Origin of the sequence: Arthrobacter sp. Bi26, assembly GCF_918697925.1 — a bacterium.
In the GTDB taxonomy this organism is placed as follows: domain Bacteria; phylum Actinomycetota; class Actinomycetes; order Actinomycetales; family Micrococcaceae; genus Arthrobacter.
In genome coordinates this window covers 1-20387 of sequence record NZ_CAKKMF010000087.1, presented here as the reverse complement: position 1 = coordinate 20387, position 20387 = coordinate 1, and the positions used below count along the sequence as shown (strand labels likewise).

The window sequence follows — 20387 nt, the reverse complement described above, 5'->3', positions numbered from 1 at the left end:
GGCGGGGTGCTCGTAGTAGATGAGGTCGTGCAGGGTCAGCACCAGGGCGTACTTCCGGCCCCAGCTGCCCATGGTCTGCATGGGGCACACCACCACGTCCGCGCCGAGCTTGTTGACCCTTGCGGCCACGAAGAGCTCGGCCGGGGACAGCGGGCTGTTGATCACGGTGTACGGGACATCGGGCAGGAGCGCGAGCTGGCGGGGGTCGCTGATCAGCATCGAGACGTCGGCGATCTTGGCGGCCGCCGCGATCAGGCTGGCGCCGTAGCGGCTGATGCCGTCGTGCTGGTCCAGCCGGGTGAAGCGGGCATCAATGAGAATCTTCATGCGGCGTGGTCCTTTAGGAAGCGTCGGATGTAGCGGGCTGCCGGTTCAGGGGTTTCGTAGTGGATCAGGTGCCCGACGCCGGGAATGACTTCCAGCTTCCCGTCCGGAAGCCGCGCCGCGAGTTTGTGCTGGTCCGCCAGCATGGCGATCTCGTCCTTCTCTCCCGCGATCAGCAGCACGGGCAACGTCAGTTCGCTGGCCACCTCACTGACGTTGCTGCCGACCGAGGCCTTGAAGGCCTCAAGCAGGCTGTCGCGGTCCGCGAACGAAGAGAAGTAGGCGCTGTGCTGGGCGTGCACGAACCGGCGGATGTCCTTGTCCCCGGTCTTGGCCATGGTCACGCTCATCACCCGCACGATCGCCTGGCTGCGCAGCAGGGCCAGTCCGGGCCGCTGGGGAAGGCGCGCCGCAGCCTCGTAGTACAGCACGGCAAGCTTCGTCATCAGGCCCTTGGGCCCTTCAAGGGCGGGCGCCGCGATGGGATTGACCAGGATCAGTTCGGCCACGGCGCCGGGATTGGCTGCCACGAAGTGGCTGGCGATGATCGACCCGAATGAATGTCCCAGCAGGACCGTATCCGCGCCCAGGCCCAGCGCGGCCATGAAATCGCCGAGGAAACTGCCGTAGGCACGAACGCTGTGCCCGGTCCCCTCGAAGGCTGCCGAGCTGCCGAAGCCCGGCAGGTCCGGCATGATCAGGCGCATGTCCGTCAGCTGGTCCGCTACCCGGAGCAGGCCGTGGTGGTCGCCGCGGAAACCGTGTACCACCAGGATGGTGCGGGTCTCCGGGGTGACGCGGACGGGTTCGTACACCCAGTACGCGATCCGGGCGCCGTCAACCTCGACGGACGCGGCACGGGTGCGGGCGTCAAGTCCGCCGCTGAACAGGGGCGTGCGTGAGGACCCGGTATCCACTTGTTCCATTGGTTCGAATCCTATGCGACGTTGTCGGGGTGGGAGCCGGTCCGGAATCCGCGTTCGAGGCCGCCGATCTCCGACATGTCCAGCGGGGTGAGCTCAAAGTCGAAAACCTCAAAGTTTTCGCGGATCCGCCCGGACGAGCTGGCCTTGGGGATGGCGATGTTGCCAAGTTGCAGGTGCCAGCGGAGGATGATCTGCGCCGGGGTGCGGTCGTGTTCGGCGGCGAGGGCCAGGATCACGGGGTCCTTCAGCACCTGGCCGCGGCCCAGGGGGCTCCACGCCTCAGTACGGATGCCGAGGACCTCGTGCTGTTCCCGCAGTTCGTCCTGCTGCAGCCAGGGATGAAGCTCGATCTGGTTCACGGCGGGTACCACCTCCGCTGTCTGCAGGAGCCGGTCCAGGTGCTGCGGCTGGAAGTTGCAGACGCCGATCGCCCGGACCTTGCCCTCGCGGTACAGCGTCTCCAGGGCCCGGTATGTTTCCGGGAACAGGCCACGGCGCGCGCACGGCCAATGGATCAGGTAGAGGTCGATGTATTCCAGGCCGAGGTTGGAGATGGAGGTGTCGAACGCCCGCATCGTGGCGTCGTAGCCGTGGTCGTCGTTCCAGACCTTCGTGGTGACGAAGAGGTCCTGGCGGGAAACGTAGGGGGCGGTTTCCCCGGGGCCTCCGCCCGTGCCCTCAAATCCGGACAGGGCACCGATTCCCTTGCCGACGCCGGTCTCGTTGCCGTACATGGCGGCGGTGTCGAAGTGCCGGTAGCCGGCCTCGACCGCCATGGTCACCAGGCTGGCGGCGTCGGCCGGGGGGACCTTGTACAGCCCGAATCCCAGCCGGTCGATCAATACGCCGTTGTTCAGGGTCAGCTGGGAGGAGAGTTTCATGACAATGACTTTACCTACTGGCGCTGGCGAGCGACGGACCGCGGGTGCCGGCGGCCGCATCGGTCGCCGCGCACCGCGGCCGCTCAGGACAGTCCGTCGAACCGGACGAGCCGGCGGGCGCTGGCCTCATCCAGGATCAGGTCGGTGGCCAGTCCTGCTGCCAGGGCGCCCCGGAGCCCGTTGATTTTGGAGGCTCCGGACACGACGCAGATGCGGCGCCGCACCTGGCGGAGCTGGGCCAGGTCCGGGCCGGTGGACCGCTTGTTGAGCGTGATGCCGTCCGAGGACCCGTCAGCGCGGAAGAAAACCGTGGCAACATCACCCACCACATCGGAGTTCGCGAGGACGCTCAAGTCGTCTTCATCGAGGTAGCCGCCGGCGTAGACGTGGCTGGGATAGTCGGCGTCGACCGATCCGACACCAAAGATCGCGATGCTCATCCGGGCCTGCAGCTCCAGGATCCGCTGAACACTGCGCTCATTCCACATGGCCGTTTTGGTCGCGGCGTGGTCGAAGAAGGCCGGCACGGGAAACTGTTCCACCCGTGCACCGTAGGCGCTGCCGAACCGTCGCATGATGTCGGAGGCGTAGGTGATGCCGGTGGTCTGCATGTTGCCGGCGCCGTTGAGCTGGACGATAACGCTGTCGTGGGTGATCTTGCGGGTCAGGTGCCGGCTCACGGCGCTCAGGGTGGAGCCCCACGCGACGCCGATGATGGCGTTGGAGTCCACCAGCGGTCCGATCGTCCGGGCGGCCTGCATGGCCACCCGGTCCAGTGTTTCCGCCTCATTGAGGGTGTCCACCACCGGAACAACATGTACATCCACCTTGTATTCGGCGCGAATCATTCCCTCGAGTTCGGGCCCGGTGTCCAGCGGGCTGCGGATCTGGATCTGCACCAGACCCGAATCGCGTGCCGCCGCCAACAGCCGCGAAACCGTGGACCGGGACGTCCGGAGCTCGCGGGCAATGGCGTCCATGGTCAGGTCCTGGAGGTAATACAGCTGGGCCGCGCGGAGGGCGTCGGACTGGCGTGAATGCGTCATGAAATTTCCCGTCTGCACGTTTGTGCATAGTGCTTGACTCCATTTTCCATTAGTCCAAAGAATAGTGTTGAACGGCGCCGCGCCACGGGCGTGCCGCACAGAACCAAACCCAAGGGAGCAGTTTTGGGACAGAAGGACTCAGTCGGCACAGCGGCGAACGATCGCGCCTCGGTGCAGAAGCTGCGGACGCGGCGGCACGCGCAGGTTTTGATCATCGGCGGCGGCATCAACGGGGTGGGCACGTTCCGTGACCTGGCGCTGCAGGGCGTCGACGTGGCGCTCGTTGAGCGCGGCGATTACTGCCAGGGAGCCAGTGGCGCCTCCTCCCACATGATCCACGGCGGCATTCGGTACCTCGAAAACGGCGAGTTCCGCCTCGTCCAGGAGTCCGTGGTCGAACGCAACAGGCTCCTGCGGATCGCACCGCACTACGTCAAACCGCTGCAGACCACGATCCCGATCTTCAGCACCTTCTCCGGAGTCCTGGCCGCCCCGATGCGCTTCCTCACCCACAAGCAGGGCAAGCACACCGAGCGCGGAGCGTTCCTGATCAAGCTCGGCCTCAGCATGTACGACTTCTTCTCCCGCGACGGCGGCACGGTTCCGCGCCACCAGTTCCGCGGACGCAAGCGCGCCCTCGCCGAGCTGCCCCGCTTGCACCCCGGGATCAAATACGCGGCCACCTACTTTGACGCCTCGGTCCACAACCCCGAGCGCCTCACCCTGGATGTGCTCCAGGACGGCGAGAAGGCCGGCGGCGGCATGGCCCGGGCCAGCAACTACGTCTCGTTCCTCTCGCCGGGTAACGCGGGCGCCGCCACAAGCGGGACCGGCACCACCGGAACCGGAACCACAGTCCAGTTGCGCGACGAGCAGACCGGCGAAGTGTTCGATTTCACCGCCGACGTCATCGTGAACACCACCGGCGCCTGGGTCGACCTGACCAACGAGGCGATGGGGGCGGCGTCGTCGTTCATGGGCGGAACCAAAGGTTCGCACATCGTGCTGGACCATCCGGAGCTGCTCGCGGCGTGCAACGGCCGGGAAATCTTCTTCGAACACACCGACGGCCGGATCGTGCTGATCTATCCGATGGGGGACCGCGTCCTGGTCGGCACCACCGACGTCGACGCCGACATGGCCCAGGACGCCGTCTGCACCGAGGCGGAAATCGACTACTTCTTTGACCTGATCGGCCACGTGTTCCCGGGCATCCCCGTGGACCGGGAACAGATTGTCTACACGTTCTCCGGTGTGCGCCCGCTTCCGAGGCATGACGCCACCCAGCCCGGGTTCGTCAGCCGGGACTACCGGATCGAACGCCGTGCGGCGGCGGGCGGGGCCGTCCTCAGCCTCGTGGGCGGCAAGTGGACCACGTTCCGGGCCCTCGCCGAGCACCTGAGCAACGACGTCCTGGCCGAACTCGGCATGGAACGGAAGGTCTCGACGGCGAAGCTCGCCATCGGCGGCGGCGCCGGGTTCCCTGACAGCGAGGACGGCATCCAGCGCTGGATCAAGGCCCACATGTCGGCCGGCCGCGACGCCGCCCGCGTTACCGGGCTGCTGACCCGCTACGGGACCCGCGCCGAGGAAGTCATCCGTTTCCTGGATGCGGACCGGGCAGGTGCGCCGGACAGGCTGCTGCACTCAACACGCGAACTCAGCACGCGTGAATTGGAGTTCATGGCGGCGCACGAGCAGGTCGGACACCTCGTGGACGTCCTCATCCGCCGCACCTCGTTGGCCTTCCGGGGACTCGTGACCGGGGAACTGCTGAACGAAGTTGCCGATATACTTTCGGGCCCGCTCGGCTGGGACGCGGCTCGCCGGGCCAAGGAGATCAGCCACACGCAGGAGGTGCTTCAGCGGTTCCACCGCGTCCAGGTCCACAGCCTGGTCGCCTGATACAGCTTGCGTGCCCGGGCAGGGAAGCCCGGGTGCAAGCACTGCGCGGTCCGCCCCGGCGGCCGGCGCAGTGGCTGGTCGGCAGCACCAACATGCTGCCGGCTCCACGGCCATTCAAACTCGCGAAGGGCCGACAACAGAAAATAGAGGAGTCAAAGATGTCTCTTGGAATAGTATTCCTGTCCGAAGTATTCGGAACCGCAATGCTGACCCTGCTGGGTTGCGGCGTTGTGGCCAACGTTGTGCTCAAAAGCACCAAGGGCAACAACGGCGGGTTCCTGATGGTGACCTGGGGGTGGGGCCTTGCCGTCTTCTCCGGTGTCTATGTTGCTTCCATCTCAGGTGCGCACCTGAACCCCGCGGTCACCCTTGGTCTGCTGCTCAACGGCAAGAGGTTGTACGCTCCCGGCGTTCCGGTTGACTTCGCCTCGACCCTGACGTACTTCGGCGGTGAACTGACCGGTGCCTTCCTGGGTGCCGTCGTCATGTGGGTGGCCTACCGGCAGCACTTTGACGTCGAGTCCGAGCCCGCCGGCAAGCTGGCCGTTTTCTCCACCGGCCCCGCGATCCGCTCCTATCCGTGGAACCTGGCCACCGAGATCATCGGCACCTTTGTCCTCGTGTTCGTCATCCTGACCTTCGGCGGGACACCTTCCGGGCTCGGCCCGCTGGCGGTCGCCCTGCTGGTTGTCGGCATCGGTGTTTCCCTCGGTGGTCCCACCGGGTACGCCATCAACCCGGCTCGTGACCTGGGCCCCCGCGTTGCGCACGCCCTGCTCCCCATCAAGGGCAAGGGGTCCTCCGACTGGAGCTACTCCTGGATCCCGGTCGTGGGACCCCTGATCGGTGGAGGCCTTGCCGGACTTGTGGCAGCCGTCGTGCCGATCATCCCCCCTGTACTCCCGCTCTAACCATTAGTTCAACTGCCACGCTAAAAAGACAAGGACGTCAATATGAACCAGTACGTAGTCGCCATCGACCAGGGCACCACGAGCACCCGAGCCATCGTGTTCGACCACAGCGGCAGCATCGTCTCCTCCGGCCAGATGGAGCATGAGCAGATCTTCCCCCAGCCCGGCTGGGTGGAGCACAACCCCGCTGAAATCTGGAACAACACCCGCGAAGTGATCGGCTCGGCCCTGTCCAAGGCGAACCTGACCCGGCACGACATCGCCGCCGTCGGCATCACCAACCAGCGCGAAACGGCGGTGGTGTGGGACAAGACCACCGGCGAGGCGATCTACAACGCCATCGTGTGGCAGGACACCCGCACCCAGCCGATCGTGGACGAACTCGCGAAGGACGGCGGCGTAGAACGCTTCAAGCAGAAGGTGGGCCTGCCACTGGCGACCTACTTCTCGGGCACCAAGATCAAGTGGATCCTTGACAACGTCGATGGTGCCCGGGCCAAGGCGGAGGCCGGCGACCTCGTCTTCGGCAACACCGACTGCTGGGTGCTCTGGAACCTGACCGGCGGGACCGACGGCGGAGTGCACGTCACCGACGTGACCAACGCCTCACGGACCATGTTCATGGACCTTGAGACGCTGTCATGGGACCAGGAGATTCTGGACGCGTTCGGCGTCCCGGCCTCCATGATGCCGGCTATCAAGTCCTCCTCCGAGGTCTACGGCACGGTGCACACCTCCCAGTTGCTGCGCGAGGTTCCTGTGGCCGGCATCCTGGGCGACCAGCAGGCGGCCACGTTCGGGCAGGCGGCGTTCGATGCCGGGGAAGCCAAGAACACCTACGGCACGGGCTGCTTCCTGATCTTCAACACGGCCGAGGAGATTATCCATTCCAAGAACGGGCTGCTGACCACCGTCGGCTACAAGCTCGGCGACGCGGCGCCGCACTACGCGCTGGAGGGCTCCATTGCCGTCACCGGTTCCTTGATCCAGTGGCTGCGGGACAACCTCGGCATGATCAGCAGCGCCCCGGAGGTCGAGACCCTCGCGGCCTCGGTTGAGGACAACGGCGGCGTGTACATTGTGCCGGCGTTCTCCGGCCTCTTTGCGCCGTACTGGCGCTCGGACGCCCGCGGCACCATTGTGGGCCTGACCCGATTTGTTACCAAGGCCCATATCGCCCGCGCGGCGCTGGAGGCCACCGCCTTCCAGACCCGTGAGGTCCTCGACGCCGTCAACGCCGACTCCGGCGTCCCGCTGACGGAGCTGAAGGTCGACGGCGGCATGGTCGCCAACGATGCCCTCATGCAGTTCCAGGCGGACATCCTCGGCGTGCCGGTCATTCGTCCGAAGGTGGTCGAGACGACCGCGCTGGGCGCAGCCTACGCGGCCGGCCTGGCGGTCGGATTCTGGAAGGACCTGGGCGAGTGCTCGGCCAACTGGGCCGAGGACAAGCGGTGGGAGCCGCAAATGGATCAGGCCGAGCGGGAACGCCAGATGCGCCTCTGGAAGAAGGCCGTCACCAAGTCCATGGACTGGGTTGACGACGACGTCCGGTAGGGGCGCACCCTGACCCGCCGACCGGGCACGGCTTCGGCGGACAATGAAGAGCTCCGGCCAGGGAAACCTAGCCGGAGCTCTTCGCTTTCCCGCGTCCGCCTCGTCCCTCAGGACACGGGCCGCGTTGACGTGGTGGTCACGACAGCACGCGGCGTCTTGGCGTAGACGTCCTTACTGACTGTGTAGCCCCTGCTGTCGAGCTCCAGGGCACGTTTGTTGATGAGAGCCAGTTCCGTGGTGTTCAGCTTCCTGATTTTGACCAGATCCATGAACTCCTGGTCCTCGCCGCCGACGGCCGTCACTTTGATGAGCCCGGTCCCGGCTGAGTAGGACTTGCGCTGGTGGCCCGCGCTTGGCGGATCCAGCGGGTTGAACTCATCGATCACCATGACATCGTTGTAGCAGCCCGTGGGGACACACACGCGCAGGTGCTTGTACTTGACGTCACCGCAGTCCAGGAAGTCCACGCTGGGGGCGTAGGCCTGGACGTAGGCAGGGGTATTCCGGTGCGGCTCGGCCTGCATCGCGATGCCGGCCTGGGCCTTGTCGATGCCGCTGATGAACGTGCTGGGCGCGCCGACAAGCTTGCCGTTTTCGTACTCCTCCGGATACTCGCCGAAGAGCCAGACCGTCCCCTTCGTCGTCTGGGCGAAGAAGGCGAGCTCGGACTCCACCAGTACGCCGTCGGAGTAGTCCCGGTCCCAAATCGCGATCGTCTTGACCCCGTCGATCACTTTGGTCAGACCCGTGACGGTGCTGACCACCTTGCGGGTGGTCGTTCCGTCCGGGGAGACTACCTTGCCGACGGTGGTGGACTGCATGCCGGGCTTAAGCGTCAGCCACTGGTTGTTGATCAGTGGCTTGGCCGGGAAGGCAGAGCGGTTGAAGGACAGCGCCGAGCCGGGGCCGCACAGTTCCTGAGAACTGGTGGCCGCCGGCGCGGCCGCCGATGCAGCGGTGGCCGCGGTCAGTGACGCCACCACCAGCAAGAGCGCGGAGCCGTAGGCGGTAAATCTCTTTGATCGTGGAGTCATCTGACTGGCCTCTCAGTAGGTGGTTGATGCTAGGCGGCTGGTACGGGTTCCGGCTCGCGGGGCCCGCGTTCGCGTGCCGGACCCTTCTTGGCGAACCGAAGGTAGAGCGATGGAACGACGAACAGGTTGACGAGTGTCGAAGTCACCAGCCCGCCCAGAATCACCACGGCCATGGGGTGCTCGATCTCATGGCCGGGCCGGTTGCCCAACATCACCAGCGGCACCAGTGCGAGTGCGGTGGCGAGTGTGGTCATCAGGATTGGAGACAAGCGTTCGGCAGCGCCGCGCAGGACCAGGTCCCGGCCGAACGGCACGCCCTCGAACTGCTCCAGATGCTGGCAGTGGTTGATGAGCAGGATGCCGTTGCGGGCGGCGATGCCCATCACTGTCAGGAACCCGACCAGCGACCCAAGGGACAGGATTCCGCCGCTCATGTGCGCGGCGATCACCCCGCCTACCAGGGCTACCGGCAGCGTCAGGATGCCGAGGGTGGCAAGCCGCCAGCTGTGGAATGCCGCCTGGAGCAAGAGGAACACCACAACCAGGGCGCCGATGGCGAAGAGGAGGAGCCGTTGTGAGGCGGCCTGCCGCTCTGCGTATTCGCCCAGGATGTCCGCGCTGTAACCGGTGGGGAACTCAACCGACTTGAGGTCGGATTCGAGTTTCTCCACGACTTTGGCAAGATCGCCTTCCTTGACGTTGGCGCTGACATCGAGTCGGCGGGACCCTTCCGAACGCTCTATCACGTTGGGAGTGGGCTTTACCGTGATCTTGGCGACGTCGGCCACCCGGATCTTCTGTCCGCTGGGAGTGTCCAGCGGGAGGTTCTCGATGCTTGTGACGCTGGTCCGGATCGCGGGAGGACTCCAGACCTGGACGTCGTAGGCTTTGCCGTCCCGATAGACGTCGCCGACCTCCTCACCGGACACCAGGGTGGCTGCGGCACGGCGGACGTCACCGGGCTTCAGGCCATAGCGGTTGGCGGCGTCCAGGTTCACCTCGACGTCCACCTGCGGAACATTCACCTGCAGGGCGACTTTGGCTCCAATTGCCCCCTCGATGCCCGCGAGGACCGTCTTGACCTTGTCCGCCTGCTTCTTCAGTGTGTCCAGGTCATCGCCGTATACACGGACGACGATCGAGTAGCCGGTGCCGGTGAGCACCTCGCGGACACGTTCCTTGAGGTAGGTCTGGACGTCCCGGTGGATGCCGGGGTATCCGTCCACGACCTGCTGGATGGAGGCCAGGGTTTTGTCATAATCGACCGAGGGGTCAACGCTGATCCAGTTCTCTCCAAAGTTGACGCCCACCACCTCATCGGCGGCGAACGCCTGACCGATGTGGGACCCGCAGTTGTTGACGCCTGGGATGGTCATCAGCTCCCGGCAGGCCAGTTGGCTCACGCGGACTTCCTCGGCATTGGACGTGCCGGGTTGGGTGACCCAGTGCATGAGGAAGTCGCGTTCCTTGAACGACGGCAACAGCGACTGACCCAGGAGCGGTGCCGCTATGATACCGACGACGCCGAGCGCCGCCACCGCGAGATAGCCCGGGAGCGGCCGCTTTACAATGGGCCGCAGAGCCTTGCCGTACCAGCGCTTGAGAACCCGGACCACCGGCGGATCCCGATCTTCCAGCTTGGCATTGCGCAGGAAGATGTACGCCATGGCCGGCGTGACCGTGAGGGCCACCAGCATGGACGCCATCACGGCCAGGGTGTAGGAGGTGGCCAGGGGGCGGAAGAAGGCGCCCGTCAGTCCGTCCAGGAAGAAGATCGGCACCGTGGCGGCGACGATAATCAAGGTGGCGTAAACGATGGGGCCGCGAACTTCCAGGGAAGCATTGACGACCACACGGGCGGTACTCTCGGTTCCGCCGCTGGCGCGGTGGTGCCGGAGCCGCCTGACGATGTTCTCGACGTCGATGATGGCATCGTCCACCACCACCCCGACGGCGATCACCAATCCCGCAAGCACCATCGTATTAATAGTGCCTCCGGTCCAGTACAGCACCAGGGCCGCTGCCATCAGCGACAACGGGATCGCCGTCACGCTGACCAGCGCCGTCCGCCATTGGAACAGGAAGACGCTCAGCACCAGGACCACCAGGAAGCAGCCCAGCAAAAGCGCGAGGCTCAGGTTGCCGAGGGACTCCTCGATGAACGAGGCGGGCCGGAACAGGGTTGTGTCGACTGCGATCCCGGTGAGGCCGGGCTGCAGTTCCTTGAGCGCTTCCTCAACCCCGCGCGTGACTTCGAGCGTGTTGCCCCACGGCAGCTTTTCGACAATCAGCATGAGTCCGGGGCCGCCGTTGATGACCGCGTCACCGATCAGTTGCTGGTGGTCCTCCACGACGGTTGCCACGTCGGCGAGCTTCAGGGGAGGCAGTCCCTCGCGTTCCTCCAGTGCCACTTGGGCAAGGTCCGCCGGGGACGTGATGGGTTGTACGTGCCTGATGGTCAAGCTCTGGCTCGGCGTTTCCAGCGCCCCGCCGGTGCCGATCAAGGCGCCGGGGGAGTACTTGAGCAGGCCGGCGTCCAGGGCGTCGGACGTGGAGTTCATGACGTTCTCCAGCGTGACGTTGTTGGCCGCCAGCTTGGCCGGATCAACCTGGACCTGCAGCATCTGAAGGCGTTCGCCCCAGATCGCCACGTTCGCGACGCCCGGCACCCGCAGGAGGTGCGCCCGGATATTCCAGTAGGAAACCATGGACATCTCGATCAGGGAGCGGGTCTCGGAGGACAGCCCGATCTTCATGACACGGCTGGTGGAGGACAGCGGCTGGAGCATCACCGGCGGCGCGGCCCAGGTAGGCAACGTCGGTATGACCGTTGCCATCCGCTCCGACACCAGTTGCCTGGCGGTGAGCAGATCGGTTCCTGGCTTGAACTCCATCACAATGGCGGACAGCTGCGACACAGACTTGGACCGCATCTGGTCCAGTCCGTCGATGCCGTTGAAGGCCTGCTCCATCGGGACCGTTACGAGTTCCTCGACTTCGGAGGCGGTGAGTCCCAGACACGCGGTCTGGACCTCGACACGGGGCGGGGCAAACTCCGGGAAAACATCCACCGAAGCACTGCTGAGTTGCGCGCCGCCCACGATCATGAGGGCAGCCGCCATCGCAATGATGATCGACCGGAACCTCAGACTTGCAGCGACAATCCGGCGCATGTCAGTGCGCCGTATCGAATTCAGCGCCGAAGAGTTCAGCCGCGCCTACCGTCACGATGGTGGTGCCGACCGCGGGGCCAGCCGAGGCCGTGACCAATCCGTCCTCCACCTTGGCTACAGTGACCGCCTGCCGCTGGTAGACCCGCGGGGCCGGGTTGGTGTACACCCAGGTTTTTCCGCTGGAGTCATAGAGCAGGGCTGCGTAGGGCACGACGACGTTGGTCCCCGTGCCGGCCTTAACGGTTTCGGTTTTCAGGTCGAGGCGTTCGATTCCCTTTTCGGTCAAGGTCAGTTTAGCGATGCCTGTTGCGGCATTCTTCTCCACCTTGGCGGGCTCGTTGGCCGCGACGACGGCGGGGGCCGCCGCCGTCGTCTGGGCACATGCGGGCAACGCGAACAGAAGTGCTGCGCATACAGCGGCCGCCAGGGGCAGGCGCCGCAGGGGCTGTTGGCTGGTCATTTTGCTTCCACCTTTTCCTGCGTAACGGGCTGGACGGGAACTTCGGCCTCGTAGACTTCCGCCCACTCTTCCGGGGCGGACTTGGGCCCGAACCAGAGTGCGAGCAGGGGGAGTACGAAGATCCCGATGAGAGTTGTAGTGATGAGTCCGCTGACAATGATCAGGGCCATTGGACCCAGGAGGGCCTCGCCTACGGCGCCGCCGAAGAATCCCGGCGGAATCAGGATCGCCATGGTGATCAGGGCGGCCTTCAAGATGGGCGATACCCGGTCCCGGGCCGCCATCATGATGACTTTGTCAGGGGATTCGTGCGGGGCAGCCCGCCACAGCTCATCCGTCCTGGCCGAGAGCAGCGTCGCGTTGCGGACGGCGACGGCCAGCACCGCGGCAAACGCCGTGAGCGCCAGCACCGTGATGGCGCCTCCCGCGATCCACGCTGCCACGGCGGACCCGGCCAGCGCGGCCGGCAGGGAAAGGAAGACGGCAAGCGCCAGCTTCCAGCTCCGCACGGCTGTCTGGAGAAGGAGCAGGATTGCCAGGAGGGCGGCCGCGCCGATCCACAGAACCAGGGCGTCCCCGGCGAGCTGCTCACTGTACTTTGTGGGGATTTCGGCGTGGTATTCCAGTGGGAACTGGATCTGCTCGATCGCCGTGTTGATATCGCGCTGGATATCCGCGAGCGGCCGTCCGCTGACCTCGGCCACGACGTCGATCCGGCGCGAGGTGTCATCGTGCAGGATCACGACTTCATTGGGAACGAGCCGGACGTCGGCGATCTGGCCCAGCTGGACCTGGCCGCCGCTTGGCGTGTCGAGCAGGAGTTCACGAATGCTGGTCAGGTCATCCCTGACACCCACCGCGCCCCGCACCACCACTTCAAAAACCTTCTGCTGTTCGAAGAGGTTGCCGACGACGATGCCTTGCATCAGGGCGGCAGCGGCGCGCCGTGCGTCGCCGGGTTTGATGCCGACCTTTTGCGCCGCCTCGAGGTTGACCTCGACTTCGACGATGGGCGTCATGGCGCTGGCATTGATCGTCGGGTTCTTCACGCCGTCGACCTTTTCGATGGCCTTGCGGACCTCTTCGGCTTTCTCGCGCAGGACCGGCAAGTCGGTTCCGTAAACGCGGACGGCGAATCCCGGATCCATGCTGCTGCGCTGTTCCCCGATCTTCTGCTGGGAGTAGTTCACCACGTTGTGGGCAATGCCCGGGTAGCCCTGGACGACCTCACGGACCGCCTGCTCCGTTTCGCTGAAGTTGGCGTCCGGTGTGATGGATACCCAGAGTTCGGCGGAGCTGTTCCCAACAACCTGGTCGGAGGAAATGGCGCGGCCGATATGCCCGCCCACTCCCGAAACACCCGGCAGGGTCCGCAGTTCATCGGACGCCTTCGACGCCACCCGGCGGACCTCGTCATTGGACGTGCCTGCCATCGAGTCCCACTGCACCAGGAGCGTCCGGTCCGGAATAGTGGGAACGACCGCCCGGTTTCCGACCAGCTGGGATGCGGCGGCCAGTCCGAGCAGTCCCACGACGGCGACGGCGACGATGCCGAGCGCGGTGCGGGAGCGACCGCCTTCGAGGGCCCGGTTGTAGTAGGACCTGGCCCGGGCAACAGTTGACGAGTCCGCCCGCCGGGGTTTCTCACCGGGAAGCAGGAGATACGCCAAGACCGGTGTCACGGACAAACCCACCAGCATTGAGGCGGCAAGCGCCAGCGCCAGGGACCAGAAGAGCGGCTGGAAGAACGCACCGCCGACTCCCGTAACGAACAGCGTCGGAACGAGCGCAAGGGCCATGATGAGGGACCCGTGGAACAGCGGTGTGCGGACACTGCGGACAAGCTGGACCATGCGGAACCTGATGGTGGCATCAGTCTCCGTCTCCGTGGTCCGCAACGGCCGGCGCCGCTGTGCCTGCACGTCCTCCACGATGTCACCCACAATCACGGAGACACCCAGGATGATGCCGGCCAGGATCGAGATATTCAGTGTGGAGTCGAGCAGGTAGAGCACCACTCCTGCCGCCATGACTGTCGTGGTGATGGCCACGAGGGCGATCACCGCGACACGCCAGGACCGGAAGAGGACCCAGAAGAGCAGGACGGCGATCAGGAGGCTCACGAGCAGCGCCACGCCGAGTCCATCCACGGCATCTTGCAGGAACGAGGCGGGCCGGAAGACGGACGTATCCATCTGGACTCCGGAAAGCCCAGGCTGCATGTCGTTCAGGGCGGCTTCGATGTCCTTGGTGACCTGCAGTGCGCTGGTTCCGGGGAACTTCTCCACGACTAGCAGGAGGCCTGCATCCTGGCCGACGACGGCGTCGCCGATCAGCGGCTGGTGGTCCTCCTTCACCTGGGCAATGTCACCGAGGAGCATGGGAGGTTGGGCGTCCTCGACACTGACCTTGGCCAGGTCCGCGGGCGTTCGGATGGGCAAGACGTGCTGGATGCCCAGACGCTGGCTCGGCGACTCCACGAACCCGCCCGTGCCGGGGGTTGACGCCTCAAGGAAGCTAAGCGGCGACACCCAGACTGCGTTGCCTGTGGTCTTGATGATCTGTTCGAGCGTGATCCCCTTGTCGCGCATTTGCGTGGGGGTCACCTCGACCTGGAGCTGCTGCTCGCGCTGTCCCCAAATGGAAACGTTGGCGACACCGGGAATGCCGATCAGCCGTGGCTTGATCTTCCACCGGGCCAGGACCGACATTTCGATCCCTGAGAGCTCCTTGGAGTTCATCCGGACCATGAGGACGCGGCTGGTTGACGACAGAGGCTGCATGATCAGTGGCGGCGCCGAGACGTTCGGCAGTGCGTGGGCCTGGGTCATGCGTTCGGCCACGAGCTGGCGCGCGCGCAGAAGGTCGGTGCCCGGCTCGAACACGAGCTCGATGGAGGAAAGGCCGGGAACGGACTTGGACCGGATTTCATCGAGCCACGCCACCCCGTTAAGGAGGTCGGCTTCCATCGGAGCGGTGATGAGCTGTTCGACTTCAGCAGCTGAGAGGCCCAAGGCCTCTGTCTGGATCTCGACGTGCGCGGGAGCAAACTCGGGCATGCTGTCGATGGCGACATTGGGGACGTTCACTACCCCGAAGGCAATGAGTCCGGCGGCCAAGGCGAGAACCAGGATACGGAACTGCATACTGAAACGGGTGATCCAGCCGAACATGGCTAGCTCGGTTCCAGGGAGCCGGCGTCGCGGGTGCCGCCAGCGGGGGTATTCGGCAGATGCACAGAAGAATAGCGCAAGTGATACATGATAGGCTCCTCAACCCGAGACCATTTGCGAATCCCCCCAAGAGATCCCATTTGCTGATCTTTACCGAATAGTGTTCCCATTTGAATCTTTTGGCAAGATCAAAATTTTTTGTCCTGGCCTAGGTTATTCACGGCATTCTCCCAGCCTAGAGCGGCATAATCCGCTTTCGGGGCGAACTTCGTGGAAATGTACGGACGTGCGCAAAACGCCACCCGAGTATTAGTGGTTTTTCTACTTGTTTTCCCGGGGAATGCTACCTGAATTTCCATTTTTGCTACCCGCCTGAGGCGTTCTGCAATTGGCAGTAAGTACCGCTGTTCCATAGGTATGGCATTTGTAACAATTTTGGAAATAACGGCCCGCGAAGGGCGACGGAGCGCGAGTCCACTGCGACTACCGGGCAGCATCGGGGCCGGCGGTTCAGCGCGAACCAGCCCGAGGGGCTAAAGTGGTCCTATGCGCGCCGTGCTCCTGCTTAGCTAGCCGCCCGGCATCCCGACGAGACCTCGATCCCGAAGAGTCCTCGGATTGCCGAGCGGCGGCCCCTCCATGTCGAGGGGCTTTTGTGTGTCCGGGGTACATTCCCGGACGCAACGCATGTAGTAGTAGCAGGAGTGCCACGTACGAACAGTATGGAGTCAGGGCCGGGCAGCCGGCCGTGACAGTGCAGACTTGATGGTGAACAGGCCTGGCGGCAGGCAGGCCTGAAGGTAGACAGGCTTGGGATAACAGGCCGCATAGAACAGAAGAGGCCAGCAGTGAGCGTTCAGCCGGAAACACAGACCGGATCACCAGCCGCCGCGGCGGAGGGGCCCGAGGAAGGTGCCTACAGCTTCGCGGCAATGGAAGCCAAATGGCCGCAGGTCTGGGAGGACCTGAAAGTCTTCACGCCGCTCGACGACGGCTCAAAGGAACGCCGCTACGTGCTGGACATGTTCCCGTATCCGTCCGGTGACCTTCACATGGGCCACGCCGAGGCATTCGCGATGGGCGACGTTGTGGCGCGCTACCTGCGCCAGCAGGGCTACGACGTGCTGCACCCGATCGGCTGGGACTCCTTCGGCCTGCCGGCAGAGAACGCAGCGATCAAGCGCAACGCGCACCCCAGCGAGTGGACGTACGCCAACATCGACACCCAGGCGGCGTCGTTCAAGCGTTACGCCATCTCAGCGGACTGGTCCCGCCGGCTGCACACCTCCGACCCGGAGTATTACCGCTGGACCCAGTGGCTGTTCAAGCGTTTCTACGAGCGTGGACTGGCCTACCGCAAGAATTCGCCGGTCAACTGGTGCCCCAAGGACCAGACTGTGCTGGCCAACGAACAGGTAGTCAATGGCGCCTGCGAGCGGTGTGGCACGCCCGTAACCAAGAAGTCCCTGAACCAGTGGTATTTCAAGATCACCGACTACGCCGACCGGCTGCTCGATGACATGGACGAACTGCGCGGGCACTGGCCCGAGCGCGTCCTGGCCATGCAGAAGAACTGGATCGGCCGCTCCGAGGGCGCCCACGTCAACTTCGTGATCGAAGCCGAGGGCGGCAAGGCCGCCAAGGATGTCACCGTCTTCACGACGCGTCCGGACACCCTCTACGGCGCCACCTTCTTCGTCGTCGCCGCCGACGCGCCGCTCGCCGTCGAACTGGTCACCGTCGAGCACGCCGCCGCCCTGGACGCCTACCGCGAACAGGTCAAGGCGCTGTCCGAGATCGAGCGCCAGTCCACCGAGCGCGAAAAGACCGGCGTCTTCACCGGGCGCTACGCGACCAACCCGCTCAACGGCGAGAAGCTGCCCGTCTGGGCCGCGGACTATGTCCTGGCCGACTATGGCACGGGCGCCATCATGGCCGTCCCGGCGCACGACCAGCGCGACCTCGACTTCGCCAAGACCTTTGACCTGCCCGTCCGGGCAGTACTGGACACCGGCGAGGAAGACCCCGCGGCCACGGGCATTGCCACCACCGGCGAGGGGACCCTGATCAACTCCGGCGGCCTCGACGGGCTGCCGAAGGCCGAGGCCATCCCGGCAGCCATCGAGATCCTGCGTGAGCTGGGCACAGGCGAGAAGTTCGTGAACTTCCGCCTGCGTGACTGGCTGCTCAGCCGGCAGCGGTTCTGGGGCACCCCGATCCCCATCATCCACTGCCCGGCCTGCGGCGAGGTTCCCGTCCCCGACGACCAGCTGCCTGTGACCCTGCCGGCGGATCTGCGCGGCGAAGACCTGTCCCCGAAGGGCACGTCTCCGCTGGCCGCGGTCGAAAGCTGGGTCAACATCGAGTGCCCCAACTGCCACGGACCGGCCAAGCGGGACACGGACACCATGGACACCTTCGTGGATTCCTCCTGGTACTTCCTGCGCTTCGTCTCGCCGCAGTACACCGAAGGCCCGTTCGATCCGGAGAAGATCAACGACTGGATGCCGGTCGGCCAGTACGTGGGAGGCGTGGAGCACGCCATCCTGCACCTGCTCTATGCGCGGTTCTTCACCAAGGTCATCCACGATCTCGGCATGATCGAGGCCGACGAGCCGTTCAGTGCGCTGCTGAACCAGGGCCAGGTGCTCAATGGCGGCAAGGCCATGAGCAAGTCCCTGGGCAACGGCGTCGACCTCAGTGAGCAGCTGGACAAGTTCGGCGTGGACGCCGTACGCCTGACCATGATCTTCGCCTCCCCGCCGGAGGACGACGTCGATTGGGCGGACGTATCGCCGTCGGGCTCCGCGAAGTTCCTGGCCCGCGCCTGGCGCCTCGGCCAGGATGTATCGAGCGCACCCGGCATCGACTTCGCCACCGGCGACCGTGCCCTGCGCACCGTCACGCACCGCACGATCGCCGATGCGCAGGCCCTGCTGAACCACAACAAGTTCAACGTGGTTGTGGCAAAGCTGATGGAACTGGTCAACGCGACCCGCAAAACCATAGATGCAGCCACGGGGGCCGGCGGCGCGGACCCCGCGGTCCGCGAAGCCGTGGAGGCCGTTGCCGTCATCCTGAGCCTGTTTGCGCCCTACACCGCCGAGGACCTGTGGAACGTTCTGGGACACCCGGCCTCGGTCGCCAACGCAGGCTGGCCCACGCACGACGACGCCTTGCTCGTAGAGGACACGGTCACCGCCGTCGTCCAGGTGCAGGGCAAGGTGCGGGACCGCCTGGAGGTGTCCCCGGACATCTCTGAGGAGGACCTGCGCGAACTGGCGCTGGCCTCGGAGAACGTCCAGCGCGCCCTTGACGGCCGTGCCCTTCGCACGGTGATCGTGCGGGCGCCTAAACTGGTCAACATCGTCCCGGCCTAGCTGGACGTACTAGCCAGCACTGGCCGCCGGCTGATACCGGCGGCCAGTGCAGGGAACGTGACATGCACCGCCCTGGCCGGAGAAAAAGTCCATGCGTCCCGACAGCAGGAGGTCCCTCGTGCCAGACCGCGAGCCGTCAGGCTGGCCATGGCTGCGCGAGCGGCTTGTTCGCCTTCGGCAGGGCCCCCGAGGCGGCGTTCCCGAAGCAGCTCCCGACGCCGTCGTGCAGGTTGCGGTGGTCACTGACTCTGCCGCCGCGCTGCCCGCGGACTGGATCCGGGCTTTCGCTGCCGACGGCGCGCTGACCGTGGTCCCGATGCCCGTCATGGTCGGCGCCGAAATCTATGGCGAGGGCGAGGACGACATTGCCGAGACGATTGCCGTGGCCCTCGCCAGCGGCAAGCCCGTCAAGACCTCGCGTCCGTCACCGGGGCAGTTTGAACACGCCTACCGGGCGGCCAGCGAGCGTGGCTTCCAGTCCGTGGTCTCGATCCACATCTCCGGTGCGCTGTCCGGGACTGCCGACGCCGCCCGTCTGGCAGCACAGCGGGTGGGCATCCCGGTAGAGGTCCTCGACTCCCGGACGGTGGGGATGGCGCAGGGGATGGGCGTGCAGGGCGCCGTCGTCGCGGCAGCGGGCGGCAGGAATGCGGCCGGCGTGTTGGCTTTCGCGCAGGACCGGCTGGACCGCACCAAAGTGTATTTCTACGTTCCGAGCCTGGAACAGTTGCGCCGGGGCGGCCGGATAGGGGCCGCGGCCTCGCTCTGGGGCACCATGTTCTCCATCAAACCCATCCTGGCGGTTGAAGACGGCCGGATCATCCCGCTGGAAAAGGTCCGGTCCGCCGCGAAGGCCATCGCACGGCTGGAGGAAATCGTTGCCGCCGATGCCTCCACCCGCCCCGCCGGGCAGGCGCGGCTGGCTGTGCACCACTTCGGCAACCAGGCCGAGGCCGAGGAGCTTGCCCGGCGCCTGGCCGTGGCATTGCCGGCTTGTCCGCCTGCCCAGATCAGCGCACTGCCGGCCGTCCTGGCCGCCCACGCGGGACTCGGTGTGCTGGCGGTGATTGTGGGGGAGGGAAGCACGCCCGGAAGTTCGAGGCCCAGCGGTGTCAGCGACGCCACTGCGACTGGCGGGGAACCGGCTGCCGGCGAGCCGGACGGCGGGGAGCCGGGCGCTGGCCGGGCAACCGCGCGCGCTGGAGACTAGCACCGGAGGCATCCCTGGTGGGCGAAAGGCTGGCCGGGAGCGGGCGCCGGAGGTAAAGTCACTGCACCGAACCCCAGCGAACCCGGAGGTCGCCATGGCAATGCAGGTGCACCACGTAGCCCAGTTCGATCGCGACGTTGCCGAAGAGGTGACCAAATGGCTGAAATACCTCAAGGGCCAAGTGACCAGCGTCCAATTCCTCACCACCACCGTGCCGGATCCCAAAGCCGCTGACAAATGGCGGGTGCAGTACGAGGCCTACATCACCTACCAGCAGTGAATTCCTGACGGAAGGTGCGTCTCACGGGTTAGGCGCGGGAGCCGGCGGATTCGTTGGCGCGGGGGCTGGAGCGGTCGTTGGTGCGGGCGCGGGCGGGTTCGTTGGTGCGGGCGCCGGTGCGCTAGTT

At 65.4% G+C, this 20387-nt stretch carries 13 protein-coding genes and 1 pseudogene; 6 read left to right on the top strand and 8 right to left on the bottom strand.

Annotated features, from left to right (window positions below; translation table 11 throughout):
* The 4 genes and pseudogenes from LQV16_RS18915 to LQV16_RS18900 form a co-directional block, all read right to left on the bottom strand.
* Window positions 1–327: pseudogene (locus LQV16_RS18915) on the bottom strand (glycosyltransferase family 1 protein); the annotation flags it as partial.
* Window positions 324–1250: an alpha/beta hydrolase gene (locus tag LQV16_RS18910; RefSeq protein WP_229995424.1), complete on the bottom strand. Its 927-nt coding sequence runs from the start codon at window positions 1248–1250 to the stop codon at window positions 324–326. The gene LQV16_RS18910 and the pseudogene LQV16_RS18915, both read right to left, overlap by 4 nt.
* Window positions 1251–1261: 11 nt before the next feature.
* On the bottom strand, window positions 1262–2131 hold the full coding sequence (locus LQV16_RS18905) for an aldo/keto reductase (RefSeq protein WP_290369397.1): 870 nt from the start codon (window positions 2129–2131) through the stop codon (window positions 1262–1264).
* 83 nt (window positions 2132–2214) lie between these two features.
* Entirely contained in the window at window positions 2215–3177 is a 963-nt protein-coding gene (locus LQV16_RS18900; protein ID WP_229995423.1) for a sugar-binding domain-containing protein, read from the bottom strand.
* 171 nt (window positions 3178–3348) lie between these two features.
* Between LQV16_RS18900 and LQV16_RS18895 the strand changes: the two genes are divergently transcribed.
* The 3 genes from LQV16_RS18895 (at window position 3349) to glpK (ending at window position 7550) form a co-directional block, all read left to right on the top strand.
* Window positions 3349–5082, top strand: a complete 1734-nt coding sequence (locus LQV16_RS18895) for a glycerol-3-phosphate dehydrogenase/oxidase (protein WP_229995425.1) — start codon at window positions 3349–3351, stop codon at window positions 5080–5082.
* A gap of 158 nt (window positions 5083–5240) precedes the next feature.
* Window positions 5241–5993, top strand: a complete 753-nt coding sequence (locus tag LQV16_RS18890) for an MIP/aquaporin family protein (protein WP_229995422.1) — start codon at window positions 5241–5243, stop codon at window positions 5991–5993.
* Window positions 5994–6035: 42 nt separating this feature from the next.
* Window positions 6036–7550: a glycerol kinase GlpK gene (glpK, locus tag LQV16_RS18885; RefSeq protein ID WP_229995421.1), complete on the top strand. Its 1515-nt coding sequence runs from the start codon at window positions 6036–6038 to the stop codon at window positions 7548–7550.
* A gap of 107 nt (window positions 7551–7657) precedes the next feature.
* Here glpK and LQV16_RS18880 read toward each other — a convergent pair whose 3' ends face one another.
* From LQV16_RS18880 to LQV16_RS18865, 4 genes are read right to left on the bottom strand one after another with little or no spacing between them, the layout of a single operon-like run.
* Window positions 7658–8584: a hypothetical protein gene (locus LQV16_RS18880; RefSeq protein WP_229995420.1), complete on the bottom strand. Its 927-nt coding sequence runs from the start codon at window positions 8582–8584 to the stop codon at window positions 7658–7660.
* Window positions 8585–8613: 29 nt separating this feature from the next.
* Window positions 8614–11757, bottom strand: a complete 3144-nt coding sequence (locus LQV16_RS18875; RefSeq protein WP_290369396.1) for an efflux RND transporter permease subunit — start codon at window positions 11755–11757, stop codon at window positions 8614–8616.
* A 1-nt stretch (window position 11758) separates the two neighbouring features.
* Complete coding sequence (locus tag LQV16_RS18870) at window positions 11759–12217, bottom strand: hypothetical protein (RefSeq protein WP_229995418.1); 459 nt, start codon at window positions 12215–12217, stop codon at window positions 11759–11761.
* The gene (locus LQV16_RS18865; protein ID WP_229995417.1) at window positions 12214–15363 is read right to left on the bottom strand and encodes an efflux RND transporter permease subunit; all 3150 of its coding nucleotides are present in this window, start codon (window positions 15361–15363) and stop codon (window positions 12214–12216) included. The genes LQV16_RS18870 and LQV16_RS18865 overlap by 4 nt, the downstream gene beginning before the upstream one ends.
* An 875-nt stretch (window positions 15364–16238) precedes the next feature.
* On the opposite strand from LQV16_RS18865, the gene leuS reads away from it, so the two are divergent.
* The 3 genes from leuS (at window position 16239) to LQV16_RS18850 (ending at window position 20260) form a co-directional block, all read left to right on the top strand.
* Window positions 16239–18770, top strand: a complete 2532-nt coding sequence (gene leuS / locus LQV16_RS18860) for a leucine--tRNA ligase (protein ID WP_229995416.1) — start codon at window positions 16239–16241, stop codon at window positions 18768–18770.
* A gap of 118 nt (window positions 18771–18888) precedes the next feature.
* Window positions 18889–19980, top strand: coding sequence for a DegV family protein (locus tag LQV16_RS18855; RefSeq protein WP_229995415.1), 1092 nt, complete (start codon window positions 18889–18891; stop codon window positions 19978–19980).
* Between the two features lie 94 nt (window positions 19981–20074).
* Window positions 20075–20260: a hypothetical protein gene (locus LQV16_RS18850; protein ID WP_090581036.1), complete on the top strand. Its 186-nt coding sequence runs from the start codon at window positions 20075–20077 to the stop codon at window positions 20258–20260.
* Window positions 20261–20387: the final 127 nt, after the last annotated feature.